Source organism: Ruegeria sp. AM2, from assembly GCF_056540685.1.
The window spans coordinates 15,299-33,481 of sequence record NZ_JBQFXE010000005.1 but is presented as its reverse complement, the minus strand read 5'-3'; the positions used below and the strand labels follow the sequence as shown (position 1 = coordinate 33,481).

Sequence of the window (18,183 nt, the reverse complement as noted above, 5' to 3'; positions counted from 1 at the left end):
CAGAGGGCTGTGTATACAAAGCCCGGGTTCTGAAATGAGGACGAAATGAACTCACCCCTGATCCAGCTTCTGGTGCTGGCCGGAATAGCCATCTTTCTGATCCTGCGCCTGAAAAGTGTGTTGGGAACGCGTGAAGGGTTTGAAAAACCACCGCTGCAGCAACAGCCGGATACAAGCAAGTCGCGCCGTGATTTCGAGGTGATCGAAGGCGGGCCGGATCACGACATCACCGACCACGTGGCCGAGGACAGCCCTCAGGCGCAAACGCTGGCGGCCATGAAGCGGGTCGAGCCTGCATTTTCGGTCAGCGAATTCGTGCAAGGCGCGCGCGGTGCATATGAGATGATCGTGATGGGGTTCGAAAAAGGCAATCTGGACGAAATCCAGCCTTTCCTGTCTGAAGAAGTTTTTGACACATTCGTTGATGTGGTGGCCGCGCGAGAAGATCAGGGCCTGACAATCGAGGCCGAGTTCATCGGCGTGCGTGAGACAACCCTGGCCGATGTGAAATTCGACAAGGATTCCAACGAGGCCGAGATCACCATGCGGTTTGTCGGCGAATTGACTTCGGTCGTGCGCGATCGGGGCGGTGATATCATCGAAGGCAATCCGAACACGGTCAAACGCCAAAAGGACAGCTGGACGTTTGCCCGGGTCATGGGCTCGGACGATCCGAACTGGCTGCTTGTTGCCACGGACGCATGATTGCTGCGCTTCGGTCGTTATTGCTGGGGGCTGTGATGGCAACCTCTGCCAGCGCCGAAGCGACGCGGTCCATTCTGTCATTCGACGACCTGGATGGCTGGGCCGATGACGATCACGGAGCGGCCCTTTCTGTTTTCCTGAACACCTGCGGTGATCTGAACGACCCCGACTGGCGCGCGTTATGCGGCGTGGCCCGGACCTATGAATCAGATGCCGCGCGGGCGTTTTTTGAGCTGTTCTTTCGCCCCGTTCTGGTCGAAGACGGGAATGAGGCGCTATTCACCGGGTATTTCGAACCCGAACTGGATGGATCGCTGACGCGGACCGAGCGTTTCAAATATCCCATATACAAAATGCCGCCCGAAGCCCGGTCTGCTAATCCCTGGCTTAGCCGCCGTCAGATCCTGACCGGCGATGTCATGGCCAATCGCGGGCTCGAGATTGCTTGGGTTGATGACCCCGTTGAGCTGTTTTTTCTGCAAATCCAAGGCTCGGGCCGGGTGCGTTTGCCGGATGGTAGCGCATTGCGGGTCGGGTATGGTGGCGCAAATGGTCACCCGTATCGGTCGATCGGCGCGGAACTGATCCGGCGCGGCGCCTTGGGTGCGCATCAGGTCAGCGCCCAGAGGATACGCTCGTGGGTGCGCGCCAATCCCGTGGCTGGGGCTGAGCTGCTGTTTCACAACCCATCATACGTTTTCTTTCGCGAGGTGACCCGAGTTGCGCCCGAGTTTGGACCGCTTGGCGCGATGAACCGATCGGTCACGACCATGCGCAGCATTGCCGCTGATCCGGCCTATACCCCATTGGGCGCGCCAGTTTGGGTCGAAAAAGACGGCAAATCCCCGTTGCGCCGATTGATGATCGCACAGGATACCGGGGCTGCCATTAAGGGCGCGCAGCGGGCAGACATATTCTTTGGAACAGGAGATGAGGCCGGTCAGGCCGCAGGCCGATTGAAAGACCCTGGCCGTATGGTCCTGTTGCTGCCAATTCAGCGCGCCTATGCTCTTTTGCCGGATGAGTTCTGATGGCACGCCGCAAATTGACCGCTGACGAGATTGACCTGTGGCGCAAAGTGACCAAACAGGCTGAGCGCTTGCATCCGGACATCCCGCAAAGCGTTCATCCGACGACACTGCCCAAACCAAAACCATCCAAAACACCCAAGGTTAGGGTCGAAAGTTTCGAGCTTGGGCAGAAGGCCCTTAGTAAACCCGCGCGCCATACGCTCAAACCATCGCTACCGGACAGTCTGCGGGCCAGCCCGGTTCAAATGGACACCAAGGCCTACACGCGGATGAGGCGCGGCAAACTCAAACCCGAAGGTAAGCTGGACTTGCATGGAATGCGTGTCGACACGGCTCATCCAGCTTTGATCCGTTTTGTTTTGACGGCGCAAGCCTCCGGCAAACGGCTTGTTCTTGTTGTGACCGGCAAAGGGAAGGACCGGGACGAGCCCGGACCGATCCCAACGCCGCGCGGCGTGCTGCGCAATCAGGTGCCGCATTGGCTGTCGATCCCTCCACTGGCGCAAGCCGTCTTACAGGTAACGCCCGCACATATCAGCCATGGCGGCGACGGCGCTTATTACGTCTATCTCCGGCGCATTCGCTAAAGGGTGCGCGCCGCGCGCGAGACTCCCGTCCAGGCCATTGCGCAGACCAGCACGAAAAACCCGCCGATCCACAGAAACTGGGTGTCGAGCGGTACGCCACGATCAATCAGAACGCCGGTCAAGCCCGGCCCGATGGCCGATCCAAGAACCATGACCGCAGTGGCCAATGCTTTGATCGACCCGATATGGCGAGTGCCGTAAAATTCTGCCCAGAAGGCGCTGGGCAATGTGCTGTTGGCACCAACCGTAAGGCCCAGAAAGATCAATGAGACGATCGCGCCGATGATCGAACTTGTTGTGCCCGCAATCGTAAATCCCAGTGCCATGGGCAATTGGTACACAGGCATCAATCGGGCCGTTCCCCATTTATCAAGCGCCCAACCCGCCCCGAACATCGAAAGCAATGAGATGCCGGTGAAGACGGGAAACAAAGCCACCAGCTCAAGGTGCAGCCAGCCTTTGGTTTCGGCCAGATGGACCTGATGAAAGAAATAGGCGGTGATGAATGCTGACGGGCCCAGCAAAGCCGGGGCCATCAGCCAGAACAGTGGATGAAAAAGCGTTTCGCGGCGTGTCCAATGACGTCCTTGCATTCCGGTGGCCGCATGCGCGCTGGCCAGGCTTTGCGGTGTTCGCTCCTGACGCAGGAGGCGCGTCAAAAGTGGAATGCCCAACAGCGTGACCCCGGCCGAAATCACCCAAAGCCAACGCCAGTCCAGCACCGTCATCGCGGCAACAAAGCCAAGCGGCAATAGCGCCTCACCTATGGAAAAGCCTATGGTCGCGATGGACAAAGCTTTACCCCGCGTTGACGTAAACCAGCGCGCCATCGCGACCTGTGCCAGATGCGTGCTCATGCCCTGACCCAAAAGGCGCAGCAGAAAGATCACAAGTGGCAGCAGGATCAGCCATGTGTTGAACGCCATGGCCAGTGCCGCCAGCGCCAATCCATTCAGAACAGCAGGACCAAGCACCCGCACCCTAAGGATATCAGTCAGTCCACCGGCCCAGATCATGACAATGGCGGCGACGGTTGTCGCCAGCGAATACAGCCCGCCCCACTGCCCGTGGCTGATTCCGAACTCGGATCGGATCTGCCCGGAAAAGATCGAGATAAAAAAGGTCTGTCCAAAACAGGACAGAAAGGTCAGCAGAACGCCGGCACTCAGCCAGGACGCGTTGTCCTGCAAATACCGGCGCAGGCTGAACTCTGTCACGGAGAGCTGACCTTGGCCTGCCCACTTTCCGTCAGAACAATCTCGGTCGCGCCATCCGCGTTGCGCGCGTTTTCTGGGACAAGCACGTCGATACCCCTGCGGTCATTGCCAAACGTTCGGCCAACCCGACGCGCCGAATTCAAAATTGCCAACAACGCCGGAGAGGTTGCCGCGACGAAATGTGACGACTCGGCGTCGTTGTTGAAGGCCGTCGTGTCCAGAATGCTGATCTTGTATTCCGAAAGTGTCTCGGCCGAACTGATATTACCCAGCCTTTCGCCTTTGGCTGTGCCGCGCATTCGGGCCGAGATGTTCAGCAACTTGTCCTTTTGCGAAACCATCACGACAAACGGTTCCGGCAGGGTGCCGATACTGTCCATTTGTGACCGGAACAGATCAACGTCCAGATCCGGTGCGATCAACACCACGCCTTCGATGTTGCGGCTCGCCCAACCGGGCTCGCGCAGTTCAGCCTGTCGCATCGTCTCCATCGTCAGGGCGCTGCCCATCGAATGCGCCACGATGATAACCCGCTGGATGCCCATCCCCTTGAGTTGCCGAACCGTTCGTTCCAACCCGTCGCGAGCAAACAGCATGCTGTCCAGATCATAGGCGTACCCGTATCCAGTGGCCCGGCTGGGCCAGGAATAGACCATCGTCGCGCCCGGAATACCAATATCGCGGCTCAGCTGTGCGGCTCGGAATGCGGTTTCCGATTGTGTCGTGTTATAGCCGTGAACAAAGATCGAAACCTCATCCACTCCGGCCAGTCTGGTCTTAAGATCCTGCGGACCCGCAAGCTCGTCAACACCGGCCATAACAAATTGCGACTTCGGATCGGGATCGGAATAGGAAAAGTTCAAAGTCCCCGGCGTGTGGTCGGGTGGGATTGAGACCGTCATTTCCAGATATTTCAGATCGTCGCCGCGCTGAAACCCGTAGGAACCGTCGACCTCACGCGCACGGGTTGTCGTCGCGTAGACGGTTTCGGGCGTGCCGATGTCCAGAGCCGACGGCACGGTTTCGGAAATCCGACGATCAACACAGGCGGTCAACGAAGTTGCGGCCAGAATTATGAAAACGTAGCGCAGCACGACAAGCCCTTAGGTAAATCACACGGCTACGCTATCGCATTCTCGGCCTAGGTCCAGAACTGCCTTGGCGCATGGACGGCAATTTCTGGCTGCTTCTGTTACAGAACGTAACGGCTGAGGTCAGTGGATTTGGTCAACTCGCCCAGATTATCATCGACGAACTGCGCGTTTACTGTGATCTCGGTTCCGGCCTGATCGGGTGCGGTAAAGGACAGTTCCTCGAACACGCGTTCCATCACAGTATAAAGCCGCCGCGCGCCGATGTTCTCGACGCTCTGGTTCACATCCGCGGCGATTTTGGCCAGTGCAGCAATGCCGTCATCGGTAAAGCTGACCGTTACTTCCTCAGTGCCCATCAATGCGGTGTATTGCAGGGTCAGGGCGTTGTCTGTCTCGGTCAGAATACGCACGAAATCCTCTTCAGTCAGCGCACGCAGCTCAACCCGGATCGGTAGGCGGCCCTGAAGTTCGGGCAGCAGGTCCGAGGGTTTGGCGATGTGGAACGCGCCCGATGCGATGAACAGGATATGGTCGGTTTTCACTGGTCCATGTTTGGTGCTGACGGTGGTGCCTTCGATCAGAGGCAACAGGTCGCGCTGCACGCCTTCCCGGCTGACATCGCCACCACGCGCGTCCGAGCGCGCGCACACCTTGTCGATCTCATCCAGAAACACGATGCCGTTCTGCTCGACGGATTCCAAAGCGACGCGATTGACGGTTTCGTCGTCCAGCAGCTTGTCGGCCTCTTCCCCGATCAACGCATCATAGCTTTCGGCGACGGTCATGCGTTTCTTGACGGTGCGCCCACCAAAGGCCTTGCCAAAGATATCGCCCAGATTCATCATCCCCATCTGTCCACCGGGCTGGCCGGGAATATCGAACATCGGCATCGGGCTTGACGTGTCCGAGAGTTCCAGTTCGATCTCGGTGTCGTCCAGTTCCCCTGCTTTCAGCTTTTTGCGAAACATCTCACGCGTGCCTTCTCGGGCATCTTCACCGGCAATGGCCTCGATCACGCGATCTTCTGCCGCTTGATGGGCCTTGGCCTTCACATCTTCGCGCATGAATTCGCGGGTCTGCAGGATTGCCGCGTCCGCCAGATCGCGCACGATCTGTTCCACGTCGCGACCGACATATCCGACCTCGGTGAATTTGGTGGCTTCGACCTTGATGAACGGCGCACGCGCCAGTTTCGCCAGACGACGGCTGATTTCGGTTTTCCCGACGCCGGTGGGGCCGATCATCAGTATGTTCTTGGGATAGACCTCGTCCCGGATATCGTCAGCCAGTTGTTTGCGCCGCCAGCGGTTGCGCAGGGCCACGGCGACCGCGCGCTTGGCATCCTTCTGCCCGATGATGAAACGGTCCAGTTCCGAGACAATCTCGCGCGGGGTCAGGTCGGTCACGGGGGCAGTCCTTTCGGTCGGCTTGGGTCGAATGCGGCTTAGGTAATCACCGCCTTGGCGAAAACAACAGCGGCAGCGCTGGTTAACAATGCGCCATCCCGTTTGCAAATGCTTTCCTTAGGCGAAACCCGCCCCCTCTGATACAGTGATTTCAATGCCTTGAGGGTCAGGAGCGCCAAGATGACAAATATTGCCAAGATCACCCTGCTGTTTGTGGTGTTTGTGGACCTGATCGGACAGGGGCTGGTCTTTCCGATCATCAACTCACTGATTATGGAGACGAAATCCGGATTCCTGCCCGAAGGTACCGCCATGGGTACGCGGCATTTGTACTATGGTCTGGTGATCGGGTGTTTCTTTTTGTCCTGGTTTCTGGGCGTGGTTTACGTGTCCAAAGTATCGGATTCGATCGGGCGCAAGAACGCGTTGCTGGTCTGCCTGGGTGGTGCGCTGGCGGGATATGCGCTGACAATTGCAGCCCTTTATCTCAACAGCCTGTTGCTGCTGATCATCGGCCGATCGATCACGGGGTTTACGGCAGGCAACCAACCCATCGCACAAGCGGCGATGATTGATGGCAGTACGGATGCCGCCGACCGGGACCGCAATATGGGCTATATCATCACCGGCGTCAGCTTTGGCCTGGTCGGCGGACCCATCATTGGCGCTGTCCTGTCGGACGCGGCCCTGCTGGGCAATTTCGCAACGCTGAAAACACCGTTCTACGGGGCTTTCGTTCTGGTGCTGATCGCGATCTTTCTGGTGCTGTTCTTCTTTAAGGATCTGCGGACCGAGCGCACCGCGTTTGTATTCCGCCCGCGTGACATTACCGACAGCCTGATTGCGGTGCGTGACCATCCAATGGTTCTGAAAATCCTGCCCGTCTATGCACTGTTCATGGTTGCCAATGTCACCTTCTATGTGTTTGTCGACAACTTCCTGACCTCGGCCTGGGGCTATGGCGTGATCGGAGGTAGCATGGCGATGGTGGTTATCGGCTTTGCGCTGGCTTTCTCTAGCACCTTCCTTGTGAAACCCGCGCAAGAGAGGTTCAGCAAACACCAGATCATCTTTACCTCATTGGTGGTCATGGTGATCTGTGGGTTTGGCTTTGCCTTCAGCCCAAGCGGTGTTCTCAGCTATGTACCCGTATTCTTTTTCTACTTCTTCTTCGGCGTTTCATACCCAACCCTTCTGGGCCTGTTTTCCTCTGCCGTCAGTGAAACGGATCAGGGCTGGGTCATGGGTGTGACCACAGCCGTCTTCTGTCTGGCCGGAGGCATCATGTCCCTGATCGGCGGCGGGCTGATGAGCTTTGATATCCGACTGCCCTACTACATCGTCATCGCGACGGCCGTGCTGGGCTTGATCGGGATGCAACTGCGTTGGAGGGGAAAAGAGATTAAGGCGCTGCTAGCCTGAGATTGTCTCAACCGTCAGGTTGCCATTGGTGTAAACGCAAATATCCGCGGCGATCGCCATAGCTTCGCGCGCGACCTGTTCAGCGTCTTTGTCGCTGTCCATCATTGCGCGCGCAGCGGCGAGGGCAAAGTTGCCGCCCGATCCGATGGCCGCCACATTGTGCTCGGGTTCTAGCACATCGCCGGCCCCGGTGATGACCAACAAATCTTTGCCGTCCGTGACGATCAGCATCGCCTCGAGCTTTTGCAGATATTTGTCGGTGCGCCAGTCCTTGGCCAGTTCGACCGAAGCGCGGGCCAGCTGACCGGGCGTCGCCTCAAGCTTGGCCTCCAGCCGTTCCAGCAAAGTGAAGGCATCAGCCGTCGATCCGGCGAACCCGGCGACAACCTCGAACCCGCCCGGCGACAGGCGTCGGACCTTGCGGGCAGTGCCTTTGATCACGGTTTGGCCGAGGCTCACTTGCCCGTCCCCGGCGATCACTACATGGCCATCTTTCTTGACGCCAATGATTGTCGTGCCGTGCCAACCGGGAAAATCGCTGTCTGCCATCAAAGCCTCCGTTCTTTCCGGCACCCTATATGGGCCGCACGCGCGCGCAGCGCAACCGTTCACAAACTGCCCAAAAGATATGCACTGTGTGCATTTCGGGGTTACCGGACTAGCAATTGTTGGACTCAGTGGCGGACGTTACATGAGCCCTACAACCGACACGAGGTCGGCTGTTTCAGTTAAAAGGAACGCGCAAATGGCTACTACAGCACAATCCCACGCGCCGCTCGGAGCAGTCACCATCCTGCATGCAGTGGACGCATTTATCGGCGCTTACGAGAACGTCGTCGAATGGAACAACACACGCAAGACCCGCAAGCTTCTGTCGGATCTGAGTGACGAACAACTGGAAGATATCGGCATTACCCGCGCCGAAATCGCAAAGATCTGATCCCCGATCTACCAGATATGACGAGACAAGCCGCCGGTTCGCCCAGGCGGCTTTTTTCTTTTTGGGGCAAGTGGCAAGTCAGTCCGGCGCCGCTTGAAACAAAAGCCGCCCCGTGACACACAAGGCTGTCTAGTCGGGTGTTGTCACAGCAGAGGTCTCATGCCCCAGCCTATTGTTACGGAAACCACCGTCGAACAGCGCCGGGCGTTCCTTGCCGATGTCATCCGACCCTTTGATCTGGGTCACAAGATGTTTCGCGTCGGTGAATTCGGCGATGGTGGTTATCTGCTGCCAAACGATCTGGACGGGATCGCCGCGTGTTTTTCCCCCGGCGTGTCGTTGCAGTCCAGCTTTGAGATGGACCTTGCAAAACATGGCATCCCGTCGTTCATGGCGGATGGGTCGGTCGATGCCCCGGTGCTGAACGTTCCCAGGGCCGAGTTCATTCAGAAACATCTGGCAGACGAGACGGGGGACGGGGTGATCTCATTGGCCGATTGGATGGCGCAGTGCGCTCCCAAAACGGGTGACTTGATCCTGCAAATGGATATCGAGGGTGCCGAGTACAAAGTGCTGACGCCCCTGCCCGTCATAGACCTGAAACGGTTTCGGATCATCGTGCTAGAGCTTCACGGCATCCCTTCGATCCTGACGAAAGAACGGCGGTTCAGACAGGCGCAGCCTGCACTGTCCGCCTTGCACGATGGCTTTGCCTGCGCGCATCTGCATCCAAACAACGCATCCGGAACGGTTGAGGTCGAAGGTGTCCAATTTCCCCGCGTGATCGAGGCAACTTTTTTGCGCCGCGACCGGGTGAAACACTTAAATCCGGTCAAATCCCTGCCGCATCCTTTGGATGTGCCGCATAGGGCGCATGTCCCCGCACTGGCGTTACCCGCAGAATGGATGGGTGAGGAATAAGAAAAGAGCGCCGCTACGGACGCTCTTTTTGTCAGGAAACCTGAGGGATCAGATGGATTCGTCGATCCAGCTTTGCAGCGCCGCTTTAGGTGCCGCGCCTGCGCGGTTCGACACGACCTGACCGTCCTTGAAGATGAACAGCGCCGGAATGCCGCGCACGCCCATGGCAGCGGCTGCGTTCGGGTTGCTGTCAACATCCACCTTGGCGATCTTCACCTTGCCGCCGTACTCAGTGGCCAGCTCTTCCAGAGCGGGGCCGATCTGCTTACAGGGGCCACACCACTCGGCCCAGAAGTCGACAACCACGGGGATGTCAGAGTTCTTGACCTCGGCGTCAAATGTATCGTCGGTTACGGCTACGGTCGACATATTCTGTCTCCTGAATGGGGAATGCTTGGTCACTGAACCTATGTGCGAGGTATTCCGAGGTCAAGATATCTGGGTGCGCGCCAGTGCATCCGTCACAAGATCGTGTGGCAACCACATCAACTGCGCAGTCCGGGTCCAAAGGATCGCGGTGCGAATGGGGCGATCCGGATAAATCTGCGACAGCGCCCGCGCGTAAGCCCCCATTTGCCGTAGCAGGCCTTCCGGGCATTGCTTGGCAGTGTCGGGAACCAAAGCATTTGATTTGAAATCAATGACCTGTACCTCTGATTCCGTGATGATCAGGCGGTCGATAACCCCGTGCAGGCGGTGCCCGTTCACCTCGGCTGTGACAGGGACTTCGGCCAAAGCACTTGCGGCAAAGACGGGCTGTAAATGATTGGTCGTCAGAACCGTTGTCACCTCGTTCAGCAATTCCTGACGGTCCGCGGCTTGCATATCCGGCAGAACCCGCGCGCAAAGCTCGGGCCAGTGTTCCGGCGGTGCTGACGGCAAGTGTTCCAGCAAAGTGTGCAGCCGGGTGCCGCGCAGCTTTGCGGCGTCTTCATCAAGGCCCGTATCGCCCGGCAACGCTTTGGCCCCACCCAGATCAGACGGGCTGAACGTGTCCGGTTCTTGCCTGGGCGGCGGTGCAGGTGACAGGAATTGCGGGGGCAAGGCCTGATATTCGGATATCTCCCTTTGGCGTTCGACAAGGGGCGGTCCGGTCCAATCCCCGTGGCTCAACCGTATCATGTCCGAGCCGGGCAAAGCTGTCGCTCCTGCCCGCTTCATCGCGGCTTCGACCATCTGGTACCAACTGGTTCCATCCTTTCCGACGTCGCCTGCCGCCGCCACAATCAACCACTTTTCGGCCCGTGTTAGAGCCACATAGAGCAGTCGCAACCGCTCATTCTCTTCCCTGCTCCGCGCCTCGGAACGCGCCTGCCCGATCAGCTTTGGCGAGGCATCCGCAGGCACTTTCCAAAGCGGCACGCCATCCGCAACCATGATCTCGGCATCGCGCGGGGCCTGTCGTTTTGCCGTGTCCGGCAGGATCACGATCGGCGCTTCAAGTCCTTTCGAGCCGTGCACGGTCATCACCCGGATCATGTTTCCGACGCCGGTCATTTGTCGCTTGATTTCCAGATCATCGGTTTGCATCCAGACAAGGAAACCCGTCAGGCTGGGAATGTCCGTGCGCTCATAAGCCAAAGCCTGGGATAGCAGCGCGTTAATGCCGTCCTCGGCCTCGGCCCCCAGACGACCCAACAGTTTGCGCCGCCCATCATGGCGGGTCAGAATGCGTTCGATCAGATCATAAGGGCGGAGAAAGTCGATCTGCGCGCGCAAGTCATTCAAAACGGCCAGCGTCTTGGGAAAATCCTCTGCACGATTGCGCAAGGCCGCCCAAAGGAACTGATCCTGCCGTTTGTGGGCCAGATCAAACAGGTCTTGCTCGCTCCACCCGAAAAGCGGAGATTTCAGCACCGTTGCCAGCGACAGGCTGTCTTCGGGCGTCGCCAGAAAACTGAGCAAAGCGGCAAGGTCCTTGACTGCCAGTTCCGCGCCGACCTTCAACCGGTCTGCACCGGCAATTGGCAATCTCTTGGCTTTGCAGGCGCGGATGATCTCGGCAAACAGGTCCGAGCGCCGCTGCACCAGGATCAGAAAATCGCTGGGCCGTACCGGACGGCGCACGAATGCGCCGGGTGTTTCGCCATCTTCCGGGATCGTTTCGCCATTTTCGATCATCGACTTGATGGTACTGGCGATTTTCTCGGCTAAAAGGACCGTATGGTGACGCGAACCCGGGCGATCCACGGGATCGGTCCAGTCACCATCATCCTCGTCTTCCACTTTCTCCACGACCGGCCACAGGTCAACGCGACCGGGCAGATCTGCCTTAAAGGCCCGATGCAAGCCGTCCTCGTGAAACCCGGCATCACCATGGTTATCGAATAGAATATCCACCAAGGACAGGATCGCGCTGGAAGATCGAAATGAATACTCCAGTGTAGAATCCCAAAGTTTAGAGCCTGATTCCAAGAGTTTCCGACCAAATTCGGCCTGCATCCGGTCAAACGCCTGGGGATCGGCGCCCTGAAAGGAATAGATCGACTGTTTTTTGTCTCCAACCACGAAAATCGTCCGCTCGACCCCGGATCGGGCCCCTTCCCCACTGGTGAATTCTTGCGCCAGTTTTTCGATCACATCCCACTGATCCGGGCTGGTGTCCTGTGCTTCGTCGACCAGGATGTGGTCGATCCCGCCATCCAGTCGATACAGCACCCATTCTGCCACCGCCGGATCGTTCAGCACCTGCCGCGCGCGCAGGATCAGGTCGTCGAAATCCAGCCAACCGCGCAATTGTTTGCGCCGCTCGTATTCTGGCAGAAAGGCTGCGGCGAAGCGGTGTAGCACCATCGTTTTTCGCGCCGCGACCAAAGCCAGGCGCTGTTCGCGCGCCGCTTCGACGCGCAGCATAAAGGCTTCGAGCTGTGGCATCTTGTCAGCCAAAACGCCTTCACGCAGTGCTTTGGTAGGAAAGCTGCCGACCTTTGCCGAAAACGGCTCTTTGGCGGATTTTCCGGTGAGAAAGACGCTCTCAAGGGCTGGTAGGCTGTTCATCCCTGCTTGAGAGACAGCCCTGAGTTTTTCGGCAGCTTTCGCATTGTTGCCGCCGCTTTCCGTCAGCGCGGGCAGGATTGAACGGATCAATTCAACCTCACCGCCCAAAAAAACCTCGGACAGCAAAACGTTCTCATCGAACTCTGCGGGCAAATCAAACAGCTGCAGAACCGTGTCCCAACTCAGCTTCCGTGCAAAAAAGCTGCGTCTGTGCGTTATTGCGGCGGTCAGACTTTCGAATCCGGTATCGGTCACGAACCGGGCGACGTCCTTAATCAAGTCGGCCTGCGGCCCACCGGCGAAATCTTCAACGATTTCATCGCGTAACAGCGCCGAAGCCCGATCCTCCATTTCGGTGAACTGGGGGCTGACCCCTGCCTCCAAAGGAAACCGGCGCAGGAGTGATGCGCAGAACGAATGGATGGTCTGGATCTTCAGCCCGCCGGGCGTTTCGATTGCACGGGCAAACAAGGTGCGGGCCTGTGCCAGAGTTTCGGGCTCAATCGCGCCCTGCACACCCAGATCGGCCAACTGCGTCTGCAAGGGGTCGTTCTCTAACATCGCCCATTGCCCCAGCCGCTTGAACAGCCGGTTCTGCATCTCACTGGCGGCGGCTTTGGTGTAAGTCAGGCATAGAATGTGCTGAGGTTGCACGCCATCCAGCAACAAGCGCGCAACCCGGTCGGTCAAAACGCGCGTCTTGCCCGACCCAGCATTGGCCGCCAACCAGGTTGAGGCGTCTGGCCGTGCCGCCTGCACCTGCCGCTCTGTCGCGTCGTTGCGTGCGGTCATGACAGGTCCTCGGGAACGGTTTCGTCGGTCCGGTCCCACTCGCCAAAACGCGCAAGATGGTCATAGTCGCCGATATCGGTGTCCTTGTGTAGCATTCGGCGGGCCGAGAACCCTTGATCAGGCTCTAAATAGGAGGAAATCAATAGTTTTAGCTCGGTCAGCACCTTGTCCGTCGGTTCGGAATCCAGGGGTGCAGCGACTTCTTTGTAGCTTCCGCCCATGCCGATAAAGACAGCCTCAGCCACAGGAAGCGGATCGAATCCGTCAATACCGCCCTGTTCGGCCATCGCCGCCTCTATCAGCAGCTGCTTCTCGAATTTCGATTGCTGGCTTTTCGTTGGCGGAATTCCGGTCTTGTAATCCACGATCCGCAACGCCCCGCGGCTGTTGCGATCGATACGATCAGCGCGTCCCACAATCATGAAATCGAGCGGTGACAGGCCGAGTTTCATGGTCGCCTCAAAGGCGACTGGCCCACCGTCCAAGCGCCGCGCGGATTCGGCCGTCAGGAAATCGTCGGCGATCCGCTCCAGCCGAGCCAGCCACAGGTTGCGGGCTGTCGGCCACGCAACATGCTGATCCAAAAGAGTCTCGGCACGTTTTAGAAAATTCTCTTGGGTCAGCAGAGAAGCGTCCAGAATGCTTTCTTTGACGAAATGCTCAAGGATTTCATGAACAACGATGCCGCGCAGCAGTGCATCCGGGGCCTGTACCAACGGATCAAGCGGCCTCAGTCGCAACACATGTTTTGCGTAGATCGCATAGGGATCGCGGATCAGGCGCTTGATTTCGGTCACGCTCAGTTGGCGCGGGCGGGCCGAGACCGGAGGGCGTGGCGAGGGGCGGAATGCCGGCGCAATCGCTGGCGCGGCCTCTAGCTGTTCTGACCAATTCAACCATTGCGCGCCCCGACTGCGCATGGCTGACAACGCCTCAGGGCCATCCTGATCGGTCAGACCCTGAAGCAGGTTGGTTAATCGGTTCAGCCAGCGCGACGGAACGGTTTCGGCATCATCGGACCGGGTCGCTCGGGTCAGCCAGACCTCGGGCGCGGCAATGGCCTGCTGAAAATCATGGGCCGACAAACCGATCCGGCGTTCTGGAAGTAATAGACCAGCCTTGTCACGCATTTGTCGGTTCAGCCAAGGGTCGGGCGCTGGTGACTCGGGCCAACTGCCCTCGTTCAGGCCGCCGAGAATCAACAGATCAGCGCCCTGCACCCGTGCTTCGAGCGTGCCCCAGATCATGATATGTGGATGCGGCGCATCCCGGTCGCGGACCTCTTCACCCGCAAGCAGCGCGCCAAGAAGATCGGCAAAATCATGGGCGGTCATCCTGCCGCCATGATGGGCCTCATCCTCAAGCTTGGACAGAACCGTCAGCGCCTTTTGCCCGGCATTCTTTGCCCACAATGTGCCAGTTTCGCCTGAGGGACCGCTTGAGATGGCCTCGGCCAGGCTGCGCAGCCGGTGGACCCAGTCGGACAACGGATGCTCACCCGCGACATGCTGATTGCAGAAGTGGGCGATGACCCATTTTGTCCAGGCCTCTGGCACGTCTTTCCGGATGGCAAACCCGGTCAGGCTGACACTGTCAGGAAACGGCGGGCCATTGCGGCGCAGGTCGAGTTCCAGATCACGGCTGTGCAGCAGATGGGCGCCTCGGTCGCCGCCACTGTGACTCAAGGGATGCTTCAGCAGGGTCAATAAGGCCTCACCGGTCAACCGCCGCGCAAACAACCCGGCCACATGGCGCAGAAATCGCCCCGGAGGCGAAAGCTGCAATGGTAGGCCCGCGCTGTCATCGGGCAGGATATCCCAGCGATCCAACGCCGCGCTGACCTGTCGTGTCAGCATCCTGTCGGGCGTGATCAGGGCTGCCGTCTGCCCGGTTTCCGCCGCCTCGCGCAGGCGCAAGGCAATCGCCAGAGCTTCGGCGCGGGGCGAGGTCGCCTCGACAAGAGTGAGATCCGCGGTTGCACCATCCAGATCGGTCAGCCGCGGGCCTTCGGACATCCACGCATCGGTAATCGGCGCTGGGCGTAACGCAAGAGAAATCAATTTGTTACGGGGTTGCGAGGGCGGCTTGTCATCCGACCAGAGCGCAATCTGATCGGGTGTCAGCGCAAGCTGGTTCATCAGCTTGCGGAAGCGGAACTGAGGGTGATCTTCGGATTTCAGCGCGTCATCCATTTGACGCCAGACATGATCCGGCTGGTCAAAGTCATATCCCGGCAGAACCAACGCACCTTGGGGCAGGCGTGCCACGGCCTCCATCAGCATCAAGGTTGTGCCGCGCGATCCGGTTGAACCCGCCAGAATGATCGGGTGCTCCGGTGGCACGCTTTGCCAACGTTCAATCAGGTTCTCGACCACGCGCCGTTGCCGGGCCTGAGGGTCAAGCGCGTCCGCACCTGACCCGACGAAATTATCCGCGATGTCGATGAACGTTTTTGCCCGTGCCCAATGGCCGGACATGTCACTGACATCCAGCTGGCGTATCGCCTCGGGCGAAACGCCTTCGCCCTGCATTTCGTCGATCAGCGCGGCCAGACTGTCGGACAGGTCAAAAAGGGATGACCGGGCGGCCAGATCGGGTTGCTGTTGCAGCAGTTTTGAGATGAGTTGCGTCAATTCCAGCCTGCGGCGCAGCGGTGGGACTGGCGATGGAACTTGTGCCAGATCGACATGTTCGCCAAGGTCGGTAATCAGCGATATGCGCGGCAGCAGGCAGGCCGGGCCTTGATCGAACAAGGTCCGAATTCTCCGGGCCATCCTTCGTGTGTTGACCACAAGCTGAACATGGGCCAACGCGTCCGGCGGGCAGTCAGCACAACGTTCGCGCAGGCCGTGAACCAATGCCTTAGGAAAGTCCACGCCGGGAGGGACACCAAAAACCCGAGGGTGGGTAGTGGGTTCAAACATCCGCCAGCAGACCTTCTGCCAGAGCAATCCCCTCGGGGCGGCCGACATCGCACCAGCGGCCAGGATAGGCCAGCGCGAAAAGGCGGCCCTGCGCCTGCATCCGGTCCCATAACAGGTTTAGCGAGAACGCCTCCTGCCGAATTTCATGCAGCCCGTCTGTCTTGAGGATTTGCACGCCCCCATAAATCAGTCCTGGACCTCGGGTGATGCGTCCATTTTGGTCCGCAGAAAAATCGCTAGGGCCGGAGTGGCCAAGCGCCTGTTCGACGGGCACGCACATCAGCAAGGCGTCCATCGCCTCTGGATTCCAGGCGTCACGCAACAGCATCAGCGGATTGGGGCCAGCCCAAATGGCGTCTGTGTTTAACGTGCAGACCGGATTTGATCCCAACAGGGGCAAGGCGGCGCGCAGGCCGCCACCGGTTTCCAGAATCCGTTCCCGCTCATGCGAGATGGCAATGCCTTTTGGCTCCAGATACGTTTCCATCTGATCAGCCAAGTAATGCGTATTGGCCACCACTTGCGCTGGGCGAACATCTTCCACAAGGTCCAGTGTGTGGTCAATCAAGGCTCGACCAGCCACTTCGATCAGGGGTTTTGGTCGGTCCTTGGTCAATTCGCCCATGCGTGTGCCAAAGCCGGCTGCAAAGAGCATTGCGGCTTGCGGAGTTTCGGTCATTGTGGCCTCAGCCTCGCCAGGTTTTCAGGGGTGGGGGGCGGCAGAGCGTCGCGCACCAGATCGGAAATTTGCACTAGGGCAGGGTGTTCGAGATTGCGCATCAGATGCGCCCAGGCGGCAGGTATCAGATCAATATACTGCGGTTTGCCGTAATCCGTCGCCAAACGGGCAAACCCGCCCAATATGCGCAGGTTTCGCTGTGCCCCGAGTACCGCGTAAGCGGTGCGGAAATCATGCGAGTCGACACCGGTCGAGGAGATGTAGCGATCAATCATTCGCATCTCGAGCCCGGCGGGCACGGTCCGGCGCACATCCTGAAGCAGCGACATCAGGTCATAGGCCGGATGACCCAGCATCGCGCTTTGAAAATCCAAAAGACCAACGCGGGCGATGTCATCGCGATCCGGTAGCCAGATCAGGTTTTCAGCGTGATAGTCCCGCTGTACCACAACTCGCGTGCCACCCGTTTCGATGTGCAGAATATCCGCGAAACGATGTTCGAAACGATCGCGCGCGATTGCGTCATGCGCCCCAAGGATGCCCTGTGTGTATTTGGTGAAGGACAGCGCGGCAAAATCCGCCATCATTGCCGGGTCGTAACTGTCCAGCGACAGCGTCGGAGCCGCATGCAAATGGACCAGAACATCCGTTGCCGCCTCGTACAACGTGCGCTCTAAGGCCGGTTGTTCTACCAATACGCGCGCAAACAACGCATCGCCCAGATCTTCGAGCAACAGAAATCCATACTGTTTGTCCTCGGCATAAATCTCGGGTGCACTCAGGCCCAAGGATCGCAAAAACTCTGCCATGCGAACAAAGGCTTCGACGTTTTCACCCTTCTCCGGAGGCGCATCCATCAGCACTGCCGTGCGCCCGGTTTCGTCGTCCAGTAACCGCTCGTATCTGCGGTTGGACGCGTCCCCGGCCAATGAGGTTCGGCGCGCTCCGGCCCACGGTGTTTGGGCGATCAGGGCCTCGGCCAAAACGGTACGGTTCGTCATGCGATTGCCCTTAGCTTCTGGGGCCATTTTGGATCCGACCACGAGATATCCAAATGGCGCACGCCCTGATGGCATGGGTCAACTTTGAACCGCAGCACCAGCGCCGAGGGTGGCGTCAGCGCTTCCAGCTTCTCTGGCCATTCGACCAGAGTTATGGCTGTTTCGAACGCGTCGGTCAGCCCCAACTCATCAATTTCTTCGACCGCAGACAAACGATAAAGGTCGGAATGCCAGACCTCGCCGATCTGCGTGTCATAGACCTGCACCAGGGTATATGTGGGCGAGGGCACGTCTTCGAATATGTCCATCGCGGACTGAATCAATGCTCGAGAAAAATGGGTTTTTCCGCTGCCGATCTCTCCCTCAAGAAGAAGAACGTCGCCCTTCTGCAGATTGCAGCCCAATTGCGCCGCCAAAGCAGAGGTTTTTTCAGGCGAATTCAGTTCGATCGACAGAGGTGATTTCAT

General features: G+C 58.6%; 16 protein-coding genes. 6 read left to right on the top strand and 10 right to left on the bottom strand.

Annotated features, from left to right (window positions below; translation table 11 throughout):
* Nucleotides 1-45: 45 nt before the first annotated feature.
* The 3 genes from ACR0CR_RS11720 to ACR0CR_RS11710 are packed head-to-tail and all read left to right on the top strand — an operon-like array spanning nt 46 to nt 2,323.
* Entirely contained in the window at nt 46-705 is a 660-nt protein-coding gene (locus ACR0CR_RS11720; protein WP_480599181.1) for a Tim44/TimA family putative adaptor protein, read from the top strand.
* Nucleotides 702-1,736 (top strand): murein transglycosylase A, encoded by a 1,035-nt coding sequence (gene mltA / locus ACR0CR_RS11715; RefSeq protein WP_480599179.1) that lies wholly within the window; start codon nt 702-704, stop codon nt 1,734-1,736. Before ACR0CR_RS11720 ends, mltA begins: the two co-directional genes overlap by 4 nt.
* Nucleotides 1,736-2,323, top strand: a complete 588-nt coding sequence (locus ACR0CR_RS11710; RefSeq protein ID WP_480599177.1) for a Smr/MutS family protein — start codon at nt 1,736-1,738, stop codon at nt 2,321-2,323. The genes mltA and ACR0CR_RS11710 overlap by 1 nt, the downstream gene beginning before the upstream one ends.
* Here ACR0CR_RS11710 and ACR0CR_RS11705 read toward each other — a convergent pair.
* The 3 genes from ACR0CR_RS11705 to hslU form a co-directional block, all read right to left on the bottom strand.
* The gene (locus tag ACR0CR_RS11705) at nt 2,320-3,540 is read right to left on the bottom strand and encodes an MFS transporter (RefSeq protein WP_480599175.1); all 1,221 of its coding nucleotides are present in this window, start codon (nt 3,538-3,540) and stop codon (nt 2,320-2,322) included. The two genes, ACR0CR_RS11710 and ACR0CR_RS11705, sit on opposite strands and share 4 nt — an antisense overlap.
* On the bottom strand, nt 3,537-4,634 hold the full coding sequence (locus ACR0CR_RS11700) for an alpha/beta hydrolase (protein WP_480599173.1): 1,098 nt from the start codon (nt 4,632-4,634) through the stop codon (nt 3,537-3,539). The genes ACR0CR_RS11705 and ACR0CR_RS11700 overlap by 4 nt, the downstream gene beginning before the upstream one ends.
* 98 nt (nt 4,635-4,732) lie before the next feature.
* Complete coding sequence (hslU, locus tag ACR0CR_RS11695) at nt 4,733-6,040, bottom strand: ATP-dependent protease ATPase subunit HslU (RefSeq protein ID WP_480599171.1); 1,308 nt, start codon at nt 6,038-6,040, stop codon at nt 4,733-4,735.
* A gap of 180 nt (nt 6,041-6,220) precedes the next feature.
* On the opposite strand from hslU, the gene ACR0CR_RS11690 reads away from it, so the two are divergent.
* Nucleotides 6,221-7,462 (top strand): MFS transporter, encoded by a 1,242-nt coding sequence (locus ACR0CR_RS11690; RefSeq protein WP_480599169.1) that lies wholly within the window; start codon nt 6,221-6,223, stop codon nt 7,460-7,462.
* Here the strand turns inward: ACR0CR_RS11690 and hslV are convergent.
* Nucleotides 7,454-8,011 (bottom strand): ATP-dependent protease subunit HslV, encoded by a 558-nt coding sequence (hslV, locus tag ACR0CR_RS11685; RefSeq protein WP_480599167.1) that lies wholly within the window; start codon nt 8,009-8,011, stop codon nt 7,454-7,456. The two genes, ACR0CR_RS11690 and hslV, sit on opposite strands and share 9 nt — an antisense overlap.
* A gap of 196 nt (nt 8,012-8,207) precedes the next feature.
* On the opposite strand from hslV, the gene ACR0CR_RS11680 reads away from it, so the two are divergent.
* Together ACR0CR_RS11680 and ACR0CR_RS11675 are read left to right on the top strand one after the other, a co-directional pair.
* Nucleotides 8,208-8,402 carry a DUF1127 domain-containing protein gene (locus tag ACR0CR_RS11680; protein WP_480599165.1) on the top strand — a complete coding sequence of 65 codons (195 nt, stop codon included), beginning with the start codon at nt 8,208-8,210 and terminating at the stop codon, nt 8,400-8,402.
* A 159-nt stretch (nt 8,403-8,561) separates the two neighbouring features.
* Nucleotides 8,562-9,323, top strand: a complete 762-nt coding sequence (locus ACR0CR_RS11675) for an FkbM family methyltransferase (protein WP_480599163.1) — start codon at nt 8,562-8,564, stop codon at nt 9,321-9,323.
* Between the two features lie 48 nt (nt 9,324-9,371).
* Here ACR0CR_RS11675 and trxA read toward each other — a convergent pair whose 3' ends face one another.
* The 6 genes from trxA to tsaE are packed head-to-tail and all read right to left on the bottom strand — an operon-like array spanning nt 9,372 to nt 18,183.
* Nucleotides 9,372-9,692: a thioredoxin gene (gene trxA, locus ACR0CR_RS11670; RefSeq protein ID WP_039542610.1), complete on the bottom strand. Its 321-nt coding sequence runs from the start codon at nt 9,690-9,692 to the stop codon at nt 9,372-9,374.
* Between the two features lie 60 nt (nt 9,693-9,752).
* Nucleotides 9,753-13,112 carry a double-strand break repair helicase AddA gene (addA, locus tag ACR0CR_RS11665; RefSeq protein WP_480599161.1) on the bottom strand — a complete coding sequence of 1,120 codons (3,360 nt, stop codon included), beginning with the start codon at nt 13,110-13,112 and terminating at the stop codon, nt 9,753-9,755.
* Complete coding sequence (gene addB, locus ACR0CR_RS11660; RefSeq protein ID WP_480599159.1) at nt 13,109-16,036, bottom strand: double-strand break repair protein AddB; 2,928 nt, start codon at nt 16,034-16,036, stop codon at nt 13,109-13,111. Before addB ends, addA begins: the two co-directional genes overlap by 4 nt.
* On the bottom strand, nt 16,029-16,715 hold the full coding sequence (locus ACR0CR_RS11655) for a nucleotidyltransferase family protein (RefSeq protein WP_480599157.1): 687 nt from the start codon (nt 16,713-16,715) through the stop codon (nt 16,029-16,031). The genes addB and ACR0CR_RS11655 overlap by 8 nt, the downstream gene beginning before the upstream one ends.
* Nucleotides 16,712-17,716 (bottom strand): aminoglycoside phosphotransferase family protein, encoded by a 1,005-nt coding sequence (locus tag ACR0CR_RS11650; protein ID WP_480599156.1) that lies wholly within the window; start codon nt 17,714-17,716, stop codon nt 16,712-16,714. Before ACR0CR_RS11650 ends, ACR0CR_RS11655 begins: the two co-directional genes overlap by 4 nt.
* Nucleotides 17,713-18,183, bottom strand: a complete 471-nt coding sequence (gene tsaE, locus ACR0CR_RS11645; protein ID WP_480599154.1) for a tRNA (adenosine(37)-N6)-threonylcarbamoyltransferase complex ATPase subunit type 1 TsaE — start codon at nt 18,181-18,183, stop codon at nt 17,713-17,715. The genes ACR0CR_RS11650 and tsaE overlap by 4 nt, the downstream gene beginning before the upstream one ends.

Excerpts from the sequence above, each read along its gene's own strand:
- ACR0CR_RS11720 (WP_480599181.1), top strand. The coding sequence starts at position 46 with ATGAACTCACCCCTGATCCAGCTTCTGGTGCTGGCCGGAATAGCCATC.
- mltA (WP_480599179.1), top strand. The coding sequence starts at position 702 with ATGATTGCTGCGCTTCGGTCGTTATTGCTGGGGGCTGTGATGGCAACC.
- ACR0CR_RS11710 (WP_480599177.1), top strand. The coding sequence starts at position 1,736 with ATGGCACGCCGCAAATTGACCGCTGACGAGATTGACCTGTGGCGCAAA.
- ACR0CR_RS11690 (WP_480599169.1), top strand. The coding sequence starts at position 6,221 with ATGACAAATATTGCCAAGATCACCCTGCTGTTTGTGGTGTTTGTGGAC.
- hslV (WP_480599167.1), bottom strand. The coding sequence starts at position 8,011 with ATGGCAGACAGCGATTTTCCCGGTTGGCACGGCACGACAATCATTGGC.
- ACR0CR_RS11680 (WP_480599165.1), top strand. The coding sequence starts at position 8,208 with ATGGCTACTACAGCACAATCCCACGCGCCGCTCGGAGCAGTCACCATC.
- ACR0CR_RS11675 (WP_480599163.1), top strand. The coding sequence starts at position 8,562 with ATGCCCCAGCCTATTGTTACGGAAACCACCGTCGAACAGCGCCGGGCG.
- trxA (WP_039542610.1), bottom strand. The coding sequence starts at position 9,692 with ATGTCGACCGTAGCCGTAACCGACGATACATTTGACGCCGAGGTCAAG.
- addA (WP_480599161.1), bottom strand. The coding sequence starts at position 13,112 with ATGACCGCACGCAACGACGCGACAGAGCGGCAGGTGCAGGCGGCACGG.
- addB (WP_480599159.1), bottom strand. The coding sequence starts at position 16,036 with ATGTTTGAACCCACTACCCACCCTCGGGTTTTTGGTGTCCCTCCCGGC.
- ACR0CR_RS11655 (WP_480599157.1), bottom strand. The coding sequence starts at position 16,715 with ATGACCGAAACTCCGCAAGCCGCAATGCTCTTTGCAGCCGGCTTTGGC.
- ACR0CR_RS11650 (WP_480599156.1), bottom strand. The coding sequence starts at position 17,716 with ATGACGAACCGTACCGTTTTGGCCGAGGCCCTGATCGCCCAAACACCG.
- tsaE (WP_480599154.1), bottom strand. The coding sequence starts at position 18,183 with ATGAAATCACCTCTGTCGATCGAACTGAATTCGCCTGAAAAAACCTCT.